This is a genomic window from Lysinibacillus sp. BNK-21 (assembly GCF_048684915.1).
Classification (GTDB): Bacteria; Bacillota; Bacilli; order Bacillales_A; family Planococcaceae; genus Lysinibacillus; species Lysinibacillus capsici.
The window spans coordinates 1,852,813-1,868,615 of record NZ_JBLQTS010000001.1; the positions used below are offsets into that span (position 1 = coordinate 1,852,813).

The 15,803-nt window shown below is 38.8% G+C and carries 17 protein-coding genes; 12 read left to right on the forward strand and 5 right to left on the reverse strand.

Going from position 1 to position 15,803, the window contains the following annotated elements:
* Positions 1-7 precede the first annotated feature (7 nt).
* On the reverse strand, positions 8-439 hold the full coding sequence (locus ACMGGO_RS09355; RefSeq protein ID WP_048392515.1) for a hypothetical protein: 432 nt from the start codon (positions 437-439) through the stop codon (positions 8-10).
* A 93-nt stretch (positions 440-532) separates the two neighbouring features.
* Between ACMGGO_RS09355 and ACMGGO_RS09360 the strand changes: the two genes are divergently transcribed.
* From ACMGGO_RS09360 to ACMGGO_RS09385, 6 genes are all read left to right on the forward strand, one after another.
* The gene (locus ACMGGO_RS09360; protein WP_416141790.1) at positions 533-2,221 is read left to right on the forward strand and encodes an AAA family ATPase; all 1,689 of its coding nucleotides are present in this window, start codon (positions 533-535) and stop codon (positions 2,219-2,221) included.
* Positions 2,222-2,419: 198 nt separating this feature from the next.
* On the forward strand, positions 2,420-2,929 hold the full coding sequence (locus ACMGGO_RS09365) for a TetR/AcrR family transcriptional regulator (RefSeq protein ID WP_279495226.1): 510 nt from the start codon (positions 2,420-2,422) through the stop codon (positions 2,927-2,929).
* A gap of 92 nt (positions 2,930-3,021) precedes the next feature.
* On the forward strand, positions 3,022-3,441 hold the full coding sequence (locus ACMGGO_RS09370) for a DUF3995 domain-containing protein (RefSeq protein WP_420281826.1): 420 nt from the start codon (positions 3,022-3,024) through the stop codon (positions 3,439-3,441).
* A gap of 44 nt (positions 3,442-3,485) precedes the next feature.
* On the forward strand, positions 3,486-4,103 hold the full coding sequence (locus ACMGGO_RS09375) for a histidine phosphatase family protein (protein WP_016993289.1): 618 nt from the start codon (positions 3,486-3,488) through the stop codon (positions 4,101-4,103).
* Between the two features lie 78 nt (positions 4,104-4,181).
* Positions 4,182-5,018 carry a D-alanyl-D-alanine carboxypeptidase family protein gene (locus ACMGGO_RS09380; protein ID WP_115673283.1) on the forward strand — a complete coding sequence of 279 codons (837 nt, stop codon included), beginning with the start codon at positions 4,182-4,184 and terminating at the stop codon, positions 5,016-5,018.
* Positions 5,019-5,546: 528 nt separating this feature from the next.
* Complete coding sequence (locus ACMGGO_RS09385) at positions 5,547-6,809, forward strand: polysaccharide deacetylase family protein (RefSeq protein WP_420281827.1); 1,263 nt, start codon at positions 5,547-5,549, stop codon at positions 6,807-6,809.
* A 48-nt stretch (positions 6,810-6,857) separates the two neighbouring features.
* Here the strand turns inward: ACMGGO_RS09385 and gltS are convergent, their stop codons facing one another.
* Positions 6,858-8,042, reverse strand: a complete 1,185-nt coding sequence (gene gltS / locus ACMGGO_RS09390) for a sodium/glutamate symporter (protein ID WP_016993292.1) — start codon at positions 8,040-8,042, stop codon at positions 6,858-6,860.
* Positions 8,039-9,004, reverse strand: a complete 966-nt coding sequence (hutG, locus tag ACMGGO_RS09395; RefSeq protein ID WP_054550383.1) for a formimidoylglutamase — start codon at positions 9,002-9,004, stop codon at positions 8,039-8,041. Before hutG ends, gltS begins: the two co-directional genes overlap by 4 nt.
* A 140-nt stretch (positions 9,005-9,144) precedes the next feature.
* On the opposite strand from hutG, the gene ACMGGO_RS09400 reads away from it, so the two are divergent.
* From ACMGGO_RS09400 to ACMGGO_RS09420, 5 genes are all read left to right on the forward strand, one after another.
* Positions 9,145-10,032 carry a LysR family transcriptional regulator gene (locus tag ACMGGO_RS09400; protein WP_103118286.1) on the forward strand — a complete coding sequence of 296 codons (888 nt, stop codon included), beginning with the start codon at positions 9,145-9,147 and terminating at the stop codon, positions 10,030-10,032.
* Between the two features lie 150 nt (positions 10,033-10,182).
* Entirely contained in the window at positions 10,183-11,418 is a 1,236-nt protein-coding gene (locus ACMGGO_RS09405; RefSeq protein WP_103118285.1) for an acyl-CoA dehydrogenase family protein, read from the forward strand.
* Positions 11,415-12,191: an SDR family oxidoreductase gene (locus tag ACMGGO_RS09410; protein ID WP_048392531.1), complete on the forward strand. Its 777-nt coding sequence runs from the start codon at positions 11,415-11,417 to the stop codon at positions 12,189-12,191. The genes ACMGGO_RS09405 and ACMGGO_RS09410 overlap by 4 nt, the downstream gene beginning before the upstream one ends.
* Before the next feature lie 13 nt (positions 12,192-12,204).
* Positions 12,205-13,248 carry a phosphotransferase family protein gene (locus ACMGGO_RS09415; protein WP_333880336.1) on the forward strand — a complete coding sequence of 348 codons (1,044 nt, stop codon included), beginning with the start codon at positions 12,205-12,207 and terminating at the stop codon, positions 13,246-13,248.
* Positions 13,249-13,538: 290 nt separating this feature from the next.
* Entirely contained in the window at positions 13,539-13,754 is a 216-nt protein-coding gene (locus tag ACMGGO_RS09420; RefSeq protein WP_244205579.1) for a DUF3955 domain-containing protein, read from the forward strand.
* A 36-nt stretch (positions 13,755-13,790) separates the two neighbouring features.
* On the opposite strand, the gene ACMGGO_RS09425 is transcribed toward ACMGGO_RS09420, so the two are convergent.
* Together ACMGGO_RS09425 and ACMGGO_RS09430 are read right to left on the reverse strand one after the other, a co-directional pair.
* Positions 13,791-14,276, reverse strand: a complete 486-nt coding sequence (locus ACMGGO_RS09425; protein WP_112118482.1) for a tetratricopeptide repeat protein — start codon at positions 14,274-14,276, stop codon at positions 13,791-13,793.
* A gap of 30 nt (positions 14,277-14,306) precedes the next feature.
* Positions 14,307-14,750, reverse strand: a complete 444-nt coding sequence (locus ACMGGO_RS09430; RefSeq protein WP_054550378.1) for an SMI1/KNR4 family protein — start codon at positions 14,748-14,750, stop codon at positions 14,307-14,309.
* A gap of 185 nt (positions 14,751-14,935) precedes the next feature.
* Here ACMGGO_RS09430 and ACMGGO_RS09435 point away from each other — a divergent pair, with 185 nt between their 5' ends.
* Complete coding sequence (locus ACMGGO_RS09435; protein WP_066037267.1) at positions 14,936-15,778, forward strand: alpha/beta fold hydrolase; 843 nt, start codon at positions 14,936-14,938, stop codon at positions 15,776-15,778.
* Positions 15,779-15,803: the final 25 nt, after the last annotated feature.

Below are 15,803 nucleotides of genomic sequence, written 5' to 3' on the forward strand. Positions count from 1 at the left end.
TTTACGTTTACTGAAACAATTGTTTGATAAATGTCGTATCGATATCCTTAGTGAGCTTATAATCTTTCATGTAATTTTCCTCATATAAATACACGAATAAATGCTGGTCATCATCTAAACGCAAGCCAATTTCTCTGTTGTCATTAATTGAGAGTGTTAGCCAGTATGCTTCATGAGAATCAGAATTCGAAAACCACACCTTTTTTAAAGGTAGGTCCTTGAATGGCTGCATAATTTGATTGATTTCTGCTGCGTCAGTAATCGTTACTGTTTTTTCATCTGAGGAACGAATAATTTCAATCTCATGAATTTCCTCCATTTCGAGACGTTCTGTTACCTCTGTTGTAAAATCAGTGTCTCGTGTTAACAGCATTGTCGAGATATACAGAATAAGTAGTGGTAGTAAAATGCCTAGAAGTAGTTTGTATCTTTTTTTCATGCTTGTCTCCTTAAATTCTAAAAATTCACACATATGTATTCTTTTCCACGCTATAATTGAGCATATACTGAAATGATGAAGGAAGGCAATTAAATGACACATAATCATGAAGAAAAAGAACTATTTTACCCAAGTGGAATCATCATGTATCGAGGTGGCGTCAAGAAGAATGATTTCGGTCACGATATTTATGACGGCAAAGGCTCGCTATTTGATCAAGAGGGAGAATTATTATTCGAGGGTGAATTCGTCAATCATATGAAGCAAGGCAATGGCATTATGTATTTGAAAGGACAACTCATTTATCAGGGTGAATTCATACAAAATAAAAAACAGGGTCATGGCATTTTATATAAGGATGGTCATATCCATTATGAAGGTCATTTTCGAAATGACTTAATGGATGGCTATGGTGTTTTATATTATGAAGAAGAAGTAATTCGCCCTTATCAAACACTACGAGCACAGTATCCACATTTAAATCAACCGCAGTATGAGGGTGACTTTGTCCACGGCATGAAAAAGGGAAAAGGCAAGCAATACTTTCCAAATGGATTTTTACAATATGAGGGTGATTTTATTTGGCATCATATGCAAGGGGCTGGGAAGCTATATTACCCTACGGAATCACCAACAGCTGAGGAGCTTGCACGTGGTGTAACTAATCTCCACTATGAAGGTCATTTCTTTGAGGACCTAAAGCATGGTAAAGGCAAAGTATATTCTAGGGATGGAATTTTAGAAGCGGAAGGGCAATTTAAAGAGGATATGATGACAGGGCAAGGAACGCTCTATTATGCCAATGGGCAAGCTTCCTATATTGGTGACCTCGTTCAAGGCAAAAAACATGGACGAGGCGATTATTATAATGAAGAAGGCAAAATTATCTATAGTGGTGAATTTATTAACGATGAGCGGTTACGCATTACACCTGAAGTCGAGCAAGAGATTGCCAAGCTACAAAAACAATTAGATAGTCTTGTAGGTCTTCCGAATGCAAAGAAGGAATTACATAATTTAATAAACTTTATTAAAATTCAAAGTCTGCGTGTGGATCATGGTTTAACAAGCTTTCCTATTACGTATCATCTTGTCTTCTCGGGCAATCCAGGCACAGGTAAAACAACAGTGGCACGCATTATTGGCCAAATCTACAAGCATCTTGGCGTCCTTTCAAGTGGGCATTTTGTGGAAACAGATCGTGCAGGTTTAGTCGCTGGCTATGTTGGACAAACAGCGTTAAAGGTTCAGGAAGTCGTTAACAAAGCAAAGGGCGGGGTACTTTTTATTGATGAAGCCTATTCATTAATAAATGATAAACAGGATGCATTTGGGAAGGAAGCTATTGATAGTTTATTAAAGGCAATGGAGGATCTACGTGATGACTTGGTAATTATTGTTGCGGGCTATACAGAGCTAATAGAAGATTTTTTACAATCTAATCCAGGCTTTAAATCTCGCTTTAATCATTTTGTACAATTTGATAATTTTAGCACGGATGAACTCTATGATATTTTTGCGATGCTTTGTCAAACGAACGATTATCAATTTGGCGAAGCATTTGCCCAACATATGAAAACACAGCTACGTCATATGCCAATTGAAACTATCCCTAATTTCTCGAATGGTCGCTATATTCGAAACTTGTTTGAGAAACTAGTGACTATCCAATCAAACCGATTGATTCAACAGGCAACAATCTCGAGAGAAGAACTCATGACATTTGAGGAGCAGGATATTTTACAGGGCATTGCAGAAAAGTTGTTTGACAATACTTTTTAAGACAAGGAGTAAATTCATGAAAAAGCTATTAGTGTTTATTTTAGTGTGTGCATGTATTTTACCACGACTAGTAACAGTTCATGTTACAGTGAATAATCATATTAATGTACGCCATAAAAACGATAAAAGTTGATGAGTGATGTATAAAGTGGTAATATAAGACAAAACATACGCTAACGTATTTTTTGGAGGGCAATTATGCAAGTAACGAAAGAGGATTGGATTAGAGCGGGTCTAGAGCAATTAGCAGAAGCGGGGATTCATAAAGTACGTATTGAAGCACTTGCTCGATCATTAAACATTAGTAAAGGTAGCTTTTATCATTATTTTCCTGATCGTCAACAACTATTAGATGCCATGCTAGACTATTGGGAAAACCACGCAACAAAGGCCATTATTCAAAATATGGAGCAAGTTGATGCTACTCTAGAGCAGCTTTTACGGATAAGTTTTCACAAAAATAAAAAGATGGAGATAGGCATTTATGCTTGGGCCAAATATGATTCAGATGTCGCAAAGCGTATCGTTCAAATAGAGGAGCAGCGAATAGCCTGTGTGGCGACACTCTATCAAAAAAGTGGTATCAGCATAGACGAATCCACTGATCGTGCAAGATTAGCATATTTAACCTATATAGGCTGGATGACACGATTTGAAGCCAATCCTCATTTCGATCTCGAAAAAATGATTAAGCTGTTAATACAGTAAGAAGGTCTCTCGGAGCTAACATGGGCTTTGAGGGACTATATTTAACGCTAGAACATACGGTAGCGTATGTAAATGTGAAGAGGAGGTAGAACATGTTTATTTTATCAATTGTCGCAGTGGGACTATTAGGGCTCATTAGTATCCTACATATTTATTGGGCCTTTGGTGGTCGATGGGGTACAGAAGCTGTTATTCCTATGAAAGAAGGCAGCCAACAAGCCGTTTTTACGCCTAGAAAATGGGGAACGCTCTTTGTTGCAATGCTGTTGATGCTAGCAAGTGGTATCAACCTTGTTCAAGGAGGCTTCATGCCATTTTTTCAAGCCTCTATTTTTTCAAAAGTAGGAAGTATCGTTTGTGCGCTAGTATTTTTGCTACGAGCAATTGGTGATTTTAAGTATGTTGGTATTTTTAAAACGATTAAGCATTCCACATTTGCTCAAAATGATTCAAAATGGTATAGTCCTTTATGCTTGTTTCTTAGCTTTGTTTATGTGCTGGTGTTAGTTTAACAGCAATTTTACTTTAATAAGGGGAGCAGAATGGGGGATATAAAATGGAGCAAATGATCTACTTACTTCGCCATGGTGAGACAAATTATAATACACAAGGGAGATATCAAGGACAGCTTGATTCACCACTCACTGAGCGTGGTCGGGAGCAGGTTCAGCAAAATGCACGCATGCTGAAATCACTCATTGGCGATGCAGATGAATGGACCATCCTATCAAGCCCAATGGGAAGAGCCATGCAAAGCACAGCCATACTTTGTGAAACACTGGGCTATGACAGCAACAAGGTGAGGCAGGATCCACGTTTAACAGAGGTTGCTGTGGGACAATGGGCTGGATTAACCATGGCGGAAATACAGCAACAATGGCCTGCCTTGTTAACGAACACAGATGCCTTCAATTGGTATTTTCGTGCACCAGATGGGGAAACCTATGAAGCTGTTGTAAGCAGATTAACTGCTTTGCTTGAAACGATTCAACCACTTTCAAAAGTGATTATTGTCTCGCATGGCTTAACTGGTCGTATTTTACGCGGCGTCTATGCAAGTCTAAGCAAAGAAGAGACGCTCAAGTTAGAGGTTTCTCAAGATGTAATGTTCAAATTAAAAAATAAAGAGATTACAAGAATTAGTTCAAATTTCGATGATGATTTTTACCTGTGAAAATATTTGAGCGCATCCCATTTTTCTCAAGGAATATTCAGAAATGCCGCCTCTTATAATGTGTAGGAGGCGTTTTTTATGAAAAAATGGATGTTAGTAGTCTGTATTTGTATCATGGTTTTCTTATTTTATTATACAAGCAAAACATATGAATTCACGCATCTAGAACTGCCATCATTACATAGTCAAAATGCTTTGTTACTCAATGAACAGGGCGATGTATTATACGAAAAAAATGCGGATGCTATTATTTATCCTGCATCTTTAACAAAGATCATGACAGCCATTGTTGCCATAGAGATGACAGATAATTTACAAACACAAACCATTGTAGAGCCTCAAACGATTGCGAACTATACGGCACAAAATGCTTCGATGGCAGGCTTTCAAGCAGGAGATTTTGTCACGATGGAGGATTTATTGTATGGTACACTCCTTGCCTCAGGTGCCGATGCAACAGGAACACTTGCAGATGCTGTCGCTGGCAGTGAGGACAAATTTGTCACGTTGATGAATAACAAGGCGCAAGAATTAGGCATGCATGACACACATTTTGTTAATACCAGTGGCCTACATGATGAGGCACATGTATCCACCGTGCGGGATATCAGCAAGCTTCTGCGATATGCATTGGAAAATCCTACCTTTTATCAAATATTTACCTCAAAAAACTACACAACCTATGTTCCCAATCAATTAATCATCACAAACTCATTATTTACAAAATTACCGGGTCTAGACAGTCCGATAATAGGTGGAAAAACAGGCTATACCCCAGAAGCAGGACTGTGTCTGGCGACCATAATCGAGAAAGAAGGGAAATCTTTTTTATTCATTACAACCAATGCTCCTAGCTATATATGGAACCCACCCCCACATATTGAAGATGCCCTAACGGCCTTCGAAGCTTTATAGCAGGAAAAATAATGAAAAAACCTCAACTTTTTCATGGTTCCTAACGTCTTAATAGAAAGGGGAATTATATAGCTGAGGTTCGGTGGTGGATAACCAGCTTTTTATAGGAACCATCAAATACGGGGAGAGCTGCTGCTAAAAGTGAGGGAGCAGTTCAAAAAGAGAGGGGAGCCATCTCCAAAAGGTGGCGAACCTGCTCAAAGAGGTGAGAGCCCTCTCCCAGTAAGGAGAAGGTCACTCACCTAAGTCCGTAGGCCATTTAGCAGCATGAGAAAAAGGAGCTAACAAAAAATCTACAAAATAAGCCACCATCATTTAATTATCATAACCTATGCATAGTTTCTCAGTAAAAAGGGAAGGAGGAATGTATAAGTATTTACTAAAATATGAATTTTAGCAGCATCGTAAAAGGGAATCTAGTTGATTATTACTATTTTATGGCAGGGTTGTTTACTCTATAATAAAAGTTAAATCTTAGCAATTTTTTAGCAAACAGACATGGAAGACATCTAAGGGCGGTGTAGAACAATGAAAAAATTTTTACCCTTTGCCATCGTTTTGACGTTTATGATGTGCATCTTGGCAGGGCAACTTTCAGTAAATGCTGAAGGGTCAGTGGTGATTCACAAGGTAGTCAAAGATACGGTTATTTTTGAAGAAGCTTCTACGAATAGTGCGGAGATCGGGGAACTTTCGAAAGGTAGCTTTGTTTCAGTAACAAAAGTAAGTAAAGGTTGGACACATATTCAAACGCCAGAGCAGGAGGGCTATGTCACATCTGATGCTTTAGTCAAGTTGAAGTCTGAGGGATACCTAGTGATTCAAAAGGGTGGTACAACATTATTTACAGCCCCAAGTCAACATGCCCAGCATGTAGGACAGCTCTATGAAGGACGAATAATTTATGTATATGGCACAGCACCTGGTGGTTGGTCTTTCGTTCAATATGGCGAGGAGATAGGATATGTAGCGACAAACGCATTAAAAAAACCAGCTCCAACGAAGAAAAAAATTAATGCTGTTGCTGATGCTGAATTACGTTTAACAGCTAGTCCAAACGGAGAAGTTCTTGGTACACTTCCCAATAAAACAACTGTCCAGTATTACATAACACTTGCTGGTTGGGCTTATGTAGAAGCAGGCGACCAAAAAGGGTATGTCAAAGCTTCTGAGCTAGCCGATATTCAGTTAATAGATAATAAAGTTTATAATAAAGGTGTGCCAGTAGCGAAAGGCGCAAAAAAACGGGTAGCCTTAACATTTGATGATGGGCCAGATGCTAAGGTGACACCACAAATTTTGGCAACGTTAAAGAAATACGATGCCAAGGCTACATTCTTTATGGTAGGTAAAAATGTGTCAAGAAATGCTGCAATCGTTAAACAAGTCTATGAAGCAGGACATGAAATCGGAAACCATACCTTGAGCCATAAAAAATTAACGACCTTATCAATAGCAGGCGTTAAACAAGAAGTCAATGGCACAAGTAATGCTATTTATGCAGCCATCGGGCAGTATCCAACTGTTTTCCGCCCACCCTATGGGGCGACCAATGACCAAGTACGTTCTGTCATGACAATCCCCTCGATTTTGTGGTCGATTGATACACTGGATTGGAAACATCACAATCCAGATAAAATTTTAGCGTATGTCAAAGCCTCTGTAAAAGATGGGAGTATTATTCTAATGCACGATATCCATCAAACGACAGCCAATGGTTTAGAAAATGTTATTCTTTATTTACAAAAACAAGGCTATGAATTTGTTACAGTAAGTGAGATATTACAATAATAGAAAAGCTTTGCAATCGTCTACTCAGAACGAATGCAAAGCTCTTTTTTATTTAAATAAATTGATAGTCGTAATAATAATAGGAATCCCAAATACGTCAATTAAAAATGCGCCGACAATCGGTACGACAAGAAAGGCTTTTTTAGAAGGACCGAAGCGTTGCACAACGGCTGACATATTAGCCATGGCATTTGGTGTTGCGCCTAGACCATGTCCTGCAAAACCTGCTACCATAACAGCAGCATCGTAGTTTTTGCCAAGTAATTTAAATAACACAAAAATACTAAATACAACAATAAAGAATACTTGCGCAAAAACAATGATGAATAATGGTAGTGCCAAATCAGCAATTTCCCATAATTTAATACTCATGAGAGCCATGGAAAGGAATACACCTAATGTGACATCTCCAATTAATGAGATGCTTTTCATATTAATGGCTTCAGGCTTGAATTTATCCATAATATTGCGCACTAATACAGCCACAAACATTGCTCCTACATAGCCAGGTAGAACGAAACCTGTTGCTTCTGAGAATAGTGTGCCGACGTACGTACCAACAGCCATACAGAAAGTAATTAATAAGACTTGTGTAAAGAACGAATCCGATGTAATTTGCTCATGTTTATTTTCATATTGGACTTCTTCCGATTCTTGTTCATCTGGTGTTAAATTATATTTACCTACTAAATATTTGACAATTGGACCACCAATTAAGCCACCAGCAACTAGACCACATGTTGCGGCAGCAGCACCAATTGTCATAGCTGAAGAAATCCCTAAATCTTCTAAGGTTTGGCCAAATGCAGCTGCAGCGCCATGACCACCCTCCATAGAAACGGCACCCGCCATCATACCGATTAAAGGATGGATCCCCATAAGTGAGGCCAGAGATACCCCAATGACATTTTGCATTAACGCTAGGAAGCCACATGCTAGCCAGTAGATAATCAGTAATTTACCACCGAGCTTTACAAGTTTAAAGCTTGCACCTAAGCCAATTGTCGTAAAGAAAGTAATCATAAATAAGCTTTGTAAAGAAGTATCAAGTGATATTTCTAAAATACCCGTTGTTTTTAAGATAGTGGCAAGAGCAGCGAACAATAAACCACCAACCACTGGTGCTGGGATACAGAAACGCTTTAAAAAGCCTATTTTATTGATAAGAAAGCTTCCTAATGCAAAGAGTGCAACAGCTAGGAATACCGTTGTAATTTGATTAATTTCGATCATGAACCTTGCCCCCTAAGTAAGTTGTTCAGTGCCTCATATACAAAATAGGCACCTAATTTCACTGTACGTCCGTTTTCATCTAATAACGGATTGACCTCACAAATATCAAATGAATGGGTGTGAGGGTGTGAAGTGACTTGTTGCAAAATGGAGCGCACAGTCGATGGGTCAAGCCCAAACGGTGATGGAGCACTTACACCTGGAGCAAATGCTGCATTCAATACATCCATACATAATGTTAAAAGAATATAATCATGCTTATCCATAAAATGTTGTAATGCATCCGTTAATTGTTGTTGGTAGGCTACCGTCATTTGATCCTCATAAACATACTTCACGTTCAATTCATCAGCTTTTTCGAAAAGTTCTCTTGTATTGCCGTAGCGTTGAATACCAACAACAAAATAGTCAGCGTGTGGATCCTGCTCTAAAATTTGACGGAACATCGTACCTGACGAAGGTTGTTCATCATATGGTCGTAAATCAAAGTGAGCATCTATATTGATGATGCCGATTTTAGCTTCCTTTGGTAGAGCAGAACGAACGCCTAAATAATGGCCATACAGCGTTTCATGCCCGCCACCTAGCACCACACATGATATATTTTTTTGTAGTACTGTTGCTACGACTTCACCAAGCTCACGTTGCGCCTCCTCTAAAGCATGGTTTAGACAAACGATATTGCCAACATCAATAATTTGCTGATCGTCCTCAAATGTCCACGGTAAACTGGCTAAGCCTTCTCGTAGGGCGTTTGGACCATTTGCTGCCCCTACACGGCCTTGATTTCGACGTACCCCTTCATCGCAGATAAAGCCAACGAGAGCAGCACTTTTCTTATCTGAAGCGCTTACATCATTAATCGCAACTCTTTTTACTTGTTGATGTAAACGAAAGCTGCTTGTATTTGTCGTTGAATCTATTCGGCCTTTCCATTGTTTTTGATCTGTCATTGTGTACATAAACTTATCAACCCCATTGTGAATATTATTGTAGAAAAAGTATTGTTGTAATTCATTATATATTCACATAATTATAATTACTAATATATAATTAATATTAATCTATAGCTTTTAACTATAAATCTGGGAGGTATCTATAGGTGGACATAAAACAATTACACTATTTTATCGCTGTTTCAGAACAGATGAATTTCTCAAAAGCCGCAGAAAGACTGCATATTTCGCAGCCTTCCTTAAGTAATGCGATCAAAAAATTAGAACAAGAGATTGGCTCCCCTTTATTAGAGAGAAATACTAGAAATCTGCAATTAACAGAAGCTGGAGAGTTACTTTTTGAACGAGCAAAAGTTATTGTAAAAAATATGGAAGTGCTAAAAATCGAAATGGATGAAGTGATTGTTCATGGCACGAGAGACATCACCATTGGTGTCATGGAATCTATTAAGCATTGGCTGCCAAAGGTAATCGCCAACTATAAAAAAGACTATCCTCACATGAAAATTCACTTAGTCGATATTTTAGGTAGTAAGCGGGTGAAAAAATCCTTGAAAAGCTATAAAACTCATTTAATCATCACCAATCAGCTAATGGATGATCCAGAGTTGGAAGTTCAAACTTTATATGAAGAACGGTTGGTCGCAGTATTACCTTTACATCATCCGTTAGCCCAAAAGGATATTTTAACCATCTCAGATATTTGTGAAGAACCATTTATTATTAGTACCGAGGGCTTTCAAACAAGACGAGATATCTTAACGTCATTTGAACAGGCTGGTAAAAACATCAATATTCAATTTGAAATTGAGCGTTTTGAAACCGCTGTATCGCTTGTACGAGAACATTTAGGAGTGACCATATTACCTGAAAATTACTTGCAAGGACCGACTGCCAAAACGATTGTAAAAAAAGAAATAGAGGGTCTGAATTTAAGTCGCAATGTCTATCTAGTGTACTTAAAAAACCGTCATTTACCATTAGCCATCCGACAATTACTTAAGGATATAGTACAGTTTTTTGAAAATAAATGATGTAAGTCCATAGTAATGAATTTTCTCTTTTATTAGAAAATTCAAAAATAGAACATTGCTTTACTAGAAAAATAGCGGTAACATTTATTGTAAGAATGAAAATGAACATTCATTCATTTTGCGAAGTTCAAGCAAAGGGGGTATCTTCTAATGAATTTTTCCTATAGTGAAAAAGTTGAGAAGTTACAGGACAAGCTGAAGAATTTTATGGAGCAATACATTTATCCAAATGAGGCCGTTTATGCTGCACAGGTTGAGGCAATGGAGGATCGTTGGGGAGCGATTCCACCGATTATGGAGGAGCTGAAACAGAAGGCGCAACAGGCAGGTTTGTGGAATTTATTTTTACCAGATAGTGAATATGGGGCAGGTTTAACCAACTTAGAATATGCACCTTTATGTGAAATCATGGGCCGTTCACTTCTGGCCCCCGAGGTGTTTAACTGTAATGCACCTGACACAGGCAATATGGAAGTACTTGTACGCTATGGAACGGCACAGCAAAAAAAACAGTGGCTAGATCCATTATTACGAGGTGAAATACGGTCCTGCTTTGCGATGACGGAGCCAGCCGTTGCATCCAGTGATGCTACAAATATTGAGGCAAGCATTGAACGCGATGGAGATGAATACATTTTAAATGGCCATAAATGGTGGACAACTGGTGCTGGGGATCCTCGCTGTAGGGTGGCTATTTTTATGGGCAAGCATAAAGATACAACGGCTCCTATCCATGAGCAGCAGTCTATGATTCTTGTACCGATGGATACACCAGGAGTAAAAGTGGAGCGTATGCTAACGGCTTTTGGCTACGACCATGCGCCAGAAGGACATGGTGAGGTTACATTTACCAATGTGCGTGTACCGGTGGAAAATATTTTATGGGGTGAAGGTAAAGGCTTTGCCATTGCGCAAGGCAGACTAGGACCAGGTAGAATTCATCATTGTATGCGTCTTATTGGTGCCGCAGAGCGTGCATTAGAGGAAATGTGTGTACGTGTACAAGCGCGACAGGCATTTCATCGACCACTAGCAGATCAAGGGGTAATGCGGGAGCGCATTGCAGAATCTCGGATGGATATTGAGCAAGCAAGACTTTTAACATTGAAGGCTGCTTATATGATGGACACAGTAGGCAACAAAGAGGCAAAAGCTGAAATTGCTATGATTAAGGTAGTTGCTCCAAATATGGCACTCAGAGTCATTGATCGAGCTATCCAAGCATTTGGTGCTGCTGGGGTAGGTCCCGATACTACGCTTGCTGCACAATGGGCGAATTCTCGTACATTACGTTTAGCGGATGGACCAGATGAGGTGCATCGTAATACCATTGCTAAACTAGAATTGAAAAAGCATGCCAACAAACAAGAGGAGCTGGTGAAATGACGGTCCTAGAGTTATTTAGCTTAAAAGGTAAAACAGCGATTGTTACAGGTGGAGGACGTGGACTCGGTGCGCAAATTGCTCAAGGATTTGCAGAGGCTGGAGCCAATGTGGTCTTATGCTCACGAAAGGTGGAGGCATGTGAGGAGGTTGCCGCAGGACTCGAAAAGCTTGGTGTTCAAGCATTAGCTCTAGCCTGTGATGTCACAAAGCCTGAGGATATTGCCAATGTGGTAGCCCAAACGATTACAACATTTGGTAGAATTGATATTTTAGTCAATAACAGTGGCGCATCATGGGGAACACCTGCCATTGATATGCCCTACGAAGCCTGGCAAAAAGTATTTGATGTCAATGTCAACGGGACATTTTTATTCAGCCAAGCCGTTGGCAAAATTATGCTAGAGCAGAAAAGCGGCAAAATCATTAATATTGCTTCTATTGCTGGACTAGGTGGGACGCTACCAGCCTTTATGGATACGATTGCCTATAACGCGAGTAAAGGGGCTGTCATTACTTTAACGAAGGATTTAGCCGTCAAATGGGGGCCACATGGAGTCAATGTCAACGCTATTGCACCAGGTTTTTTCCCTACGAAAATGTCCAATGTCTTAATCGAACGTGGACAAGACTATTTGATGGGTGTTACACCGTTGAAACGCTTAGGCTCCGAAAATGATTTGAAGGGCGTAGCTTTATTTTTAGCAGCACCAGCTTCGGACTATGTAACAGGGGATGTCATTGTAGTAGATGGGGGCATGAGCTCCATTATTTAAGGAGGGAAATAGAATGGATACGATGCAAGTAAGGTCAAGTGAACGTTTGGATGTTGATAAACTACATGCCTTTTTAGAGAGTTATTTCACTGAGCTTCCACAGGGGAAGCTTGAAATAGCACAATTTAGTGCAGGGCATTCCAATTTGACGTATTGTTTAAAAATAGCTGATTTTGAAGCTGTTCTACGTCGTCCTCCGCTTGGACCAGTTGCCAAAAAAGCGCATGATATGAAGCGGGAATTTACGATTTTATCGGCACTGCATCCATTTTTACCATCGGTTCCAAAACCATATGTCTATGTAGAGGATCGAGACATTATCGGTAGTGATTTCTTTTTAATGGAGCGCAAAAAAGGAATCGTCCTTGATACACATTTTCCAAAAGGCACAGAACCAACAGAGGAGCTAGCACGTCAATTGTCCGAACTGATGGTTGATTCTTTAGTTGCATTACATGCTATTCCTTATCAGGACACTCCGTTAAAGGATATCGTGAAGCCTGACGGATTTCTTGAAAGACAAGTGTATGGCTGGATTGAGCGTTATGAAAATGCGAAAACAGCAGAACATGCAGAAGTAGCGATGTTAACAGAGTGGTTAAAAAACAATCTTCCGTCCAATCATGAGGCAACCATTATTCATTATGATTATAAATTGAATAATGCAATGTTCTCTGAGGACTATACCGAAATGATTGGCCTTTTTGATTGGGAGATGGCAACAGTAGGGGACCCACTTGCTGATATTGGTGTAGCAATGAGTTATTGGATGCAAGCGGATGACCCGAAGATGCTATTATATGCACTTGGTGAACCACCAGTAACTGTATTACCAGGCTTTTATACCCGACAGCAATTTATTGATCGTTATGCAGAGAAAAGTGGGCGAGATTTGTCAGCTATTCATTATTACTGTACATTTGCTTATTTTAAATTAGCCGTTATTTGTCAGCAAATCTATTATCGCTATGTTCAAGGACAAACGCAGGATGATCGCTTTGCTCAGATGGATAAAATGGTCGCTGCCCTCATACAACAAGCTTCTCAATCAATATGATTTTATGGAAAAACGGTTACTTTTAATAAAGTAGCTGTTTTTTATAGCCCATTATAACAGATTATCCGACATTAATTTATATAATTATTTATACTAACTCGCACAAAATTTACTCAAAAAACATAATAAATCACGTACAAGAAATTAAAAGAGGAGGGAACGTTTGTTCTTTTAGGTGGGAGTGTTAATCAATAACGATTTATTGTTTTTCGATAAAAAATAATTGACTTGCAATAAAAATAACGCTATCATCAATTACAACAGGGATTTAACAAATGGAGGAAGAAATAATGGGGAAATATTTACTTGCCACAATTCCGATGATCATGGGGATCGTATGTTTATTTATAAAAGGCCTTATAGGAGATGAGATACTAGCAGATGGTACGATAGTGGAGAAAAACTTCTTTTTAATTCCATTGAGCTATTTATTTTTCTTTAGCGGTATACTTACATTCTTGATTGTGGCGTTATCTTCTACATTCAAAAAGCAAACTTCCATATAATAATGCTAAAAACAGGCTCTAAATAGGGCCTGTTTTTTATAACCATGTTTGATCTAGCTTATCACTGTAGTAGTGAATAGCTTTTTTATAATCTTGAATGCCTTGATGATTGGCTGTGCGTAATATCGTGTTCAATAATGTTTCCATTGATTTTGCATGTTCGCCAAGATTATAGAGTGTCATGGCATAGAAGACCTTGATATGCTCAGCCTTGGGGAACTCTTGAATGGCTTGTTCAAAGATCCGTTTTGCTTGCTCGTATTGCCCTATAGTACGATAGGTGCTCCCTAAACCGAGATAGGCATCCACTAAAACTTCTGGTTCTAGCCCCAACTTTATCGCTTCTTCGTAGTGCGGAACAGCCTCTTTTTCCTGCCCTAAAGAATCAAATGTCCAAGCACATTGAAATTGATAATAAGCATTTTGAGGATGTTCCTTGACCAGTGCCACCATACATTGATTTGCTTCCTCAAGCTGTCCGTTTTTTCTTAATGTAAGTATGTGTTCTAATTGTTTGTCCATTATATTTAACCTCTTCTTTACTTAAGTAACTTACCATTCATAAAAACAATCTTCTATCAGCAACTCAAATGAATCAGCTATTCGCTTAATTTCTCCACAATCATGATCGCAAATAAAAACATGGCCTGATGGATCGATGAAAATGGGATTACCTCCACCATCCATTGAAATAACATAGCTCGTTTCTAAAACATTTGGAGATAGGAACTCTTTATATTGTTGACGAAAATCCAGTGTTAAATCGACAACGGTTTCGTTTCCAAGACTTGAGCCGTTAGAAAAAGCATGGATTGCTATACCTGCATATGCCCCACCAAACGTTTCAATGAACGCTACGTAGTCGCTGTGAAATTGTACATGAAGTTGTTGCTGTGCCTCTATGATTTCCCTTTGACTTGCAGGTTTACCCACTAACGTTTGATGCTTCTCATTAAATAAAAATAACCGCAAACGCTTTATTAGATCTTCCTTCATAGACATTCTCCTTTTATTCAGTATACACGATCCTTCATTGCTAGGAATCTGTGGGAATGATATTGTTAATGTAAATAATAACATCTACTGGGGTGATAGAATGCTAGAGCGTTCAATGGAAAAAACACGGGAAAACCAAGAGGGAAGGGAGTGATGATACAAAAATAGAAAAGAGGATGAAGATAATGACATATCAAAAACTTATGTGTGATGGATTTGAATTAAACTATTGTATAAAGGGGCAAGGCCAACCAATTTTAGTGGTGGGGAGTAGTGTTTATTATCCACGTCTGTTCTCAGAAGACTTTTATCAACATTTCCAGGTGATTTTTTTAGATCATCGAGGTTTTGGTAAGCCAGCTCAAGCATTTACGCAAGAAGATTACACATTAAACAAAATAGTGAAGGATATGGAGTGTGCGAGACAAATCCTACAGCTAGATAATTTAATAGTTTTAGGACATTCAGGACATGCATTTATGGCAATGGCGTATGCCAAAGCCTATCCCCAGCATGTTCAAAAACTCGTACTCTTAAATACAGCAACATCGAATAGTCAAGAAAGACAGCAACAAAGCTTGTCTTATTTTGAGGCACATGCAAGTATGGAGCGTAAACATCAATTTGCGCACGAAATAGCCTTATTGGAACAGGATCTAAAGAAGGAGCCTGAACGACGCTTTGTTCATATGTGTATTCGTATGGGGGCGCATAGTTTTTATGATTTTATGTTCAATGCTACCTCTATGTGGGATAACGTTCATCCGAATATGGAAATTATTGATTATCTATGGGGAGTAGCTTTTGCGGAGCAGAACCTTTTACAACAAATGCTACAAGTTAACAAGCCAATTTTTCTAGGTCTAGGCAGGTATGATTATTTAGTAGCCCCTATTTCATTATGGGATGCAGTAGATCATATTCCCTATGTAAAGAAAGTCATTTTTGAAAAAAGTGGTCATAATCCTATGTTTGAAGAGCCTGTATTTTTTAATGAACAACTAATTCAATGGATAAACGAGAGGTAGTCGAATGGCTGGTTATGCTTGTATA

Coding starts and splice junctions, on each gene's coding strand:
- ACMGGO_RS09355 (WP_048392515.1), bottom strand. CDS start 439: ATGAAAAAAAGATACAAACTACTTCTAGGCATTTTACTACCACTACTT.
- ACMGGO_RS09360 (WP_416141790.1), top strand. CDS start 533: ATGACACATAATCATGAAGAAAAAGAACTATTTTACCCAAGTGGAATC.
- ACMGGO_RS09365 (WP_279495226.1), top strand. CDS start 2,420: ATGCAAGTAACGAAAGAGGATTGGATTAGAGCGGGTCTAGAGCAATTA.
- ACMGGO_RS09370 (WP_420281826.1), top strand. CDS start 3,022: ATGTTTATTTTATCAATTGTCGCAGTGGGACTATTAGGGCTCATTAGT.
- ACMGGO_RS09375 (WP_016993289.1), top strand. CDS start 3,486: ATGGAGCAAATGATCTACTTACTTCGCCATGGTGAGACAAATTATAAT.
- ACMGGO_RS09380 (WP_115673283.1), top strand. CDS start 4,182: ATGAAAAAATGGATGTTAGTAGTCTGTATTTGTATCATGGTTTTCTTA.
- ACMGGO_RS09385 (WP_420281827.1), top strand. CDS start 5,547: ATGAAAAAATTTTTACCCTTTGCCATCGTTTTGACGTTTATGATGTGC.
- gltS (WP_016993292.1), bottom strand. CDS start 8,042: ATGATCGAAATTAATCAAATTACAACGGTATTCCTAGCTGTTGCACTC.
- hutG (WP_054550383.1), bottom strand. CDS start 9,004: ATGTACACAATGACAGATCAAAAACAATGGAAAGGCCGAATAGATTCA.
- ACMGGO_RS09405 (WP_103118285.1), top strand. CDS start 10,183: ATGAATTTTTCCTATAGTGAAAAAGTTGAGAAGTTACAGGACAAGCTG.
- ACMGGO_RS09410 (WP_048392531.1), top strand. CDS start 11,415: ATGACGGTCCTAGAGTTATTTAGCTTAAAAGGTAAAACAGCGATTGTT.
- ACMGGO_RS09415 (WP_333880336.1), top strand. CDS start 12,205: ATGGATACGATGCAAGTAAGGTCAAGTGAACGTTTGGATGTTGATAAA.
- ACMGGO_RS09420 (WP_244205579.1), top strand. CDS start 13,539: ATGGGGAAATATTTACTTGCCACAATTCCGATGATCATGGGGATCGTA.
- ACMGGO_RS09425 (WP_112118482.1), bottom strand. CDS start 14,276: ATGGACAAACAATTAGAACACATACTTACATTAAGAAAAAACGGACAG.
- ACMGGO_RS09430 (WP_054550378.1), bottom strand. CDS start 14,750: ATGAAGGAAGATCTAATAAAGCGTTTGCGGTTATTTTTATTTAATGAG.
- ACMGGO_RS09435 (WP_066037267.1), top strand. CDS start 14,936: ATGACATATCAAAAACTTATGTGTGATGGATTTGAATTAAACTATTGT.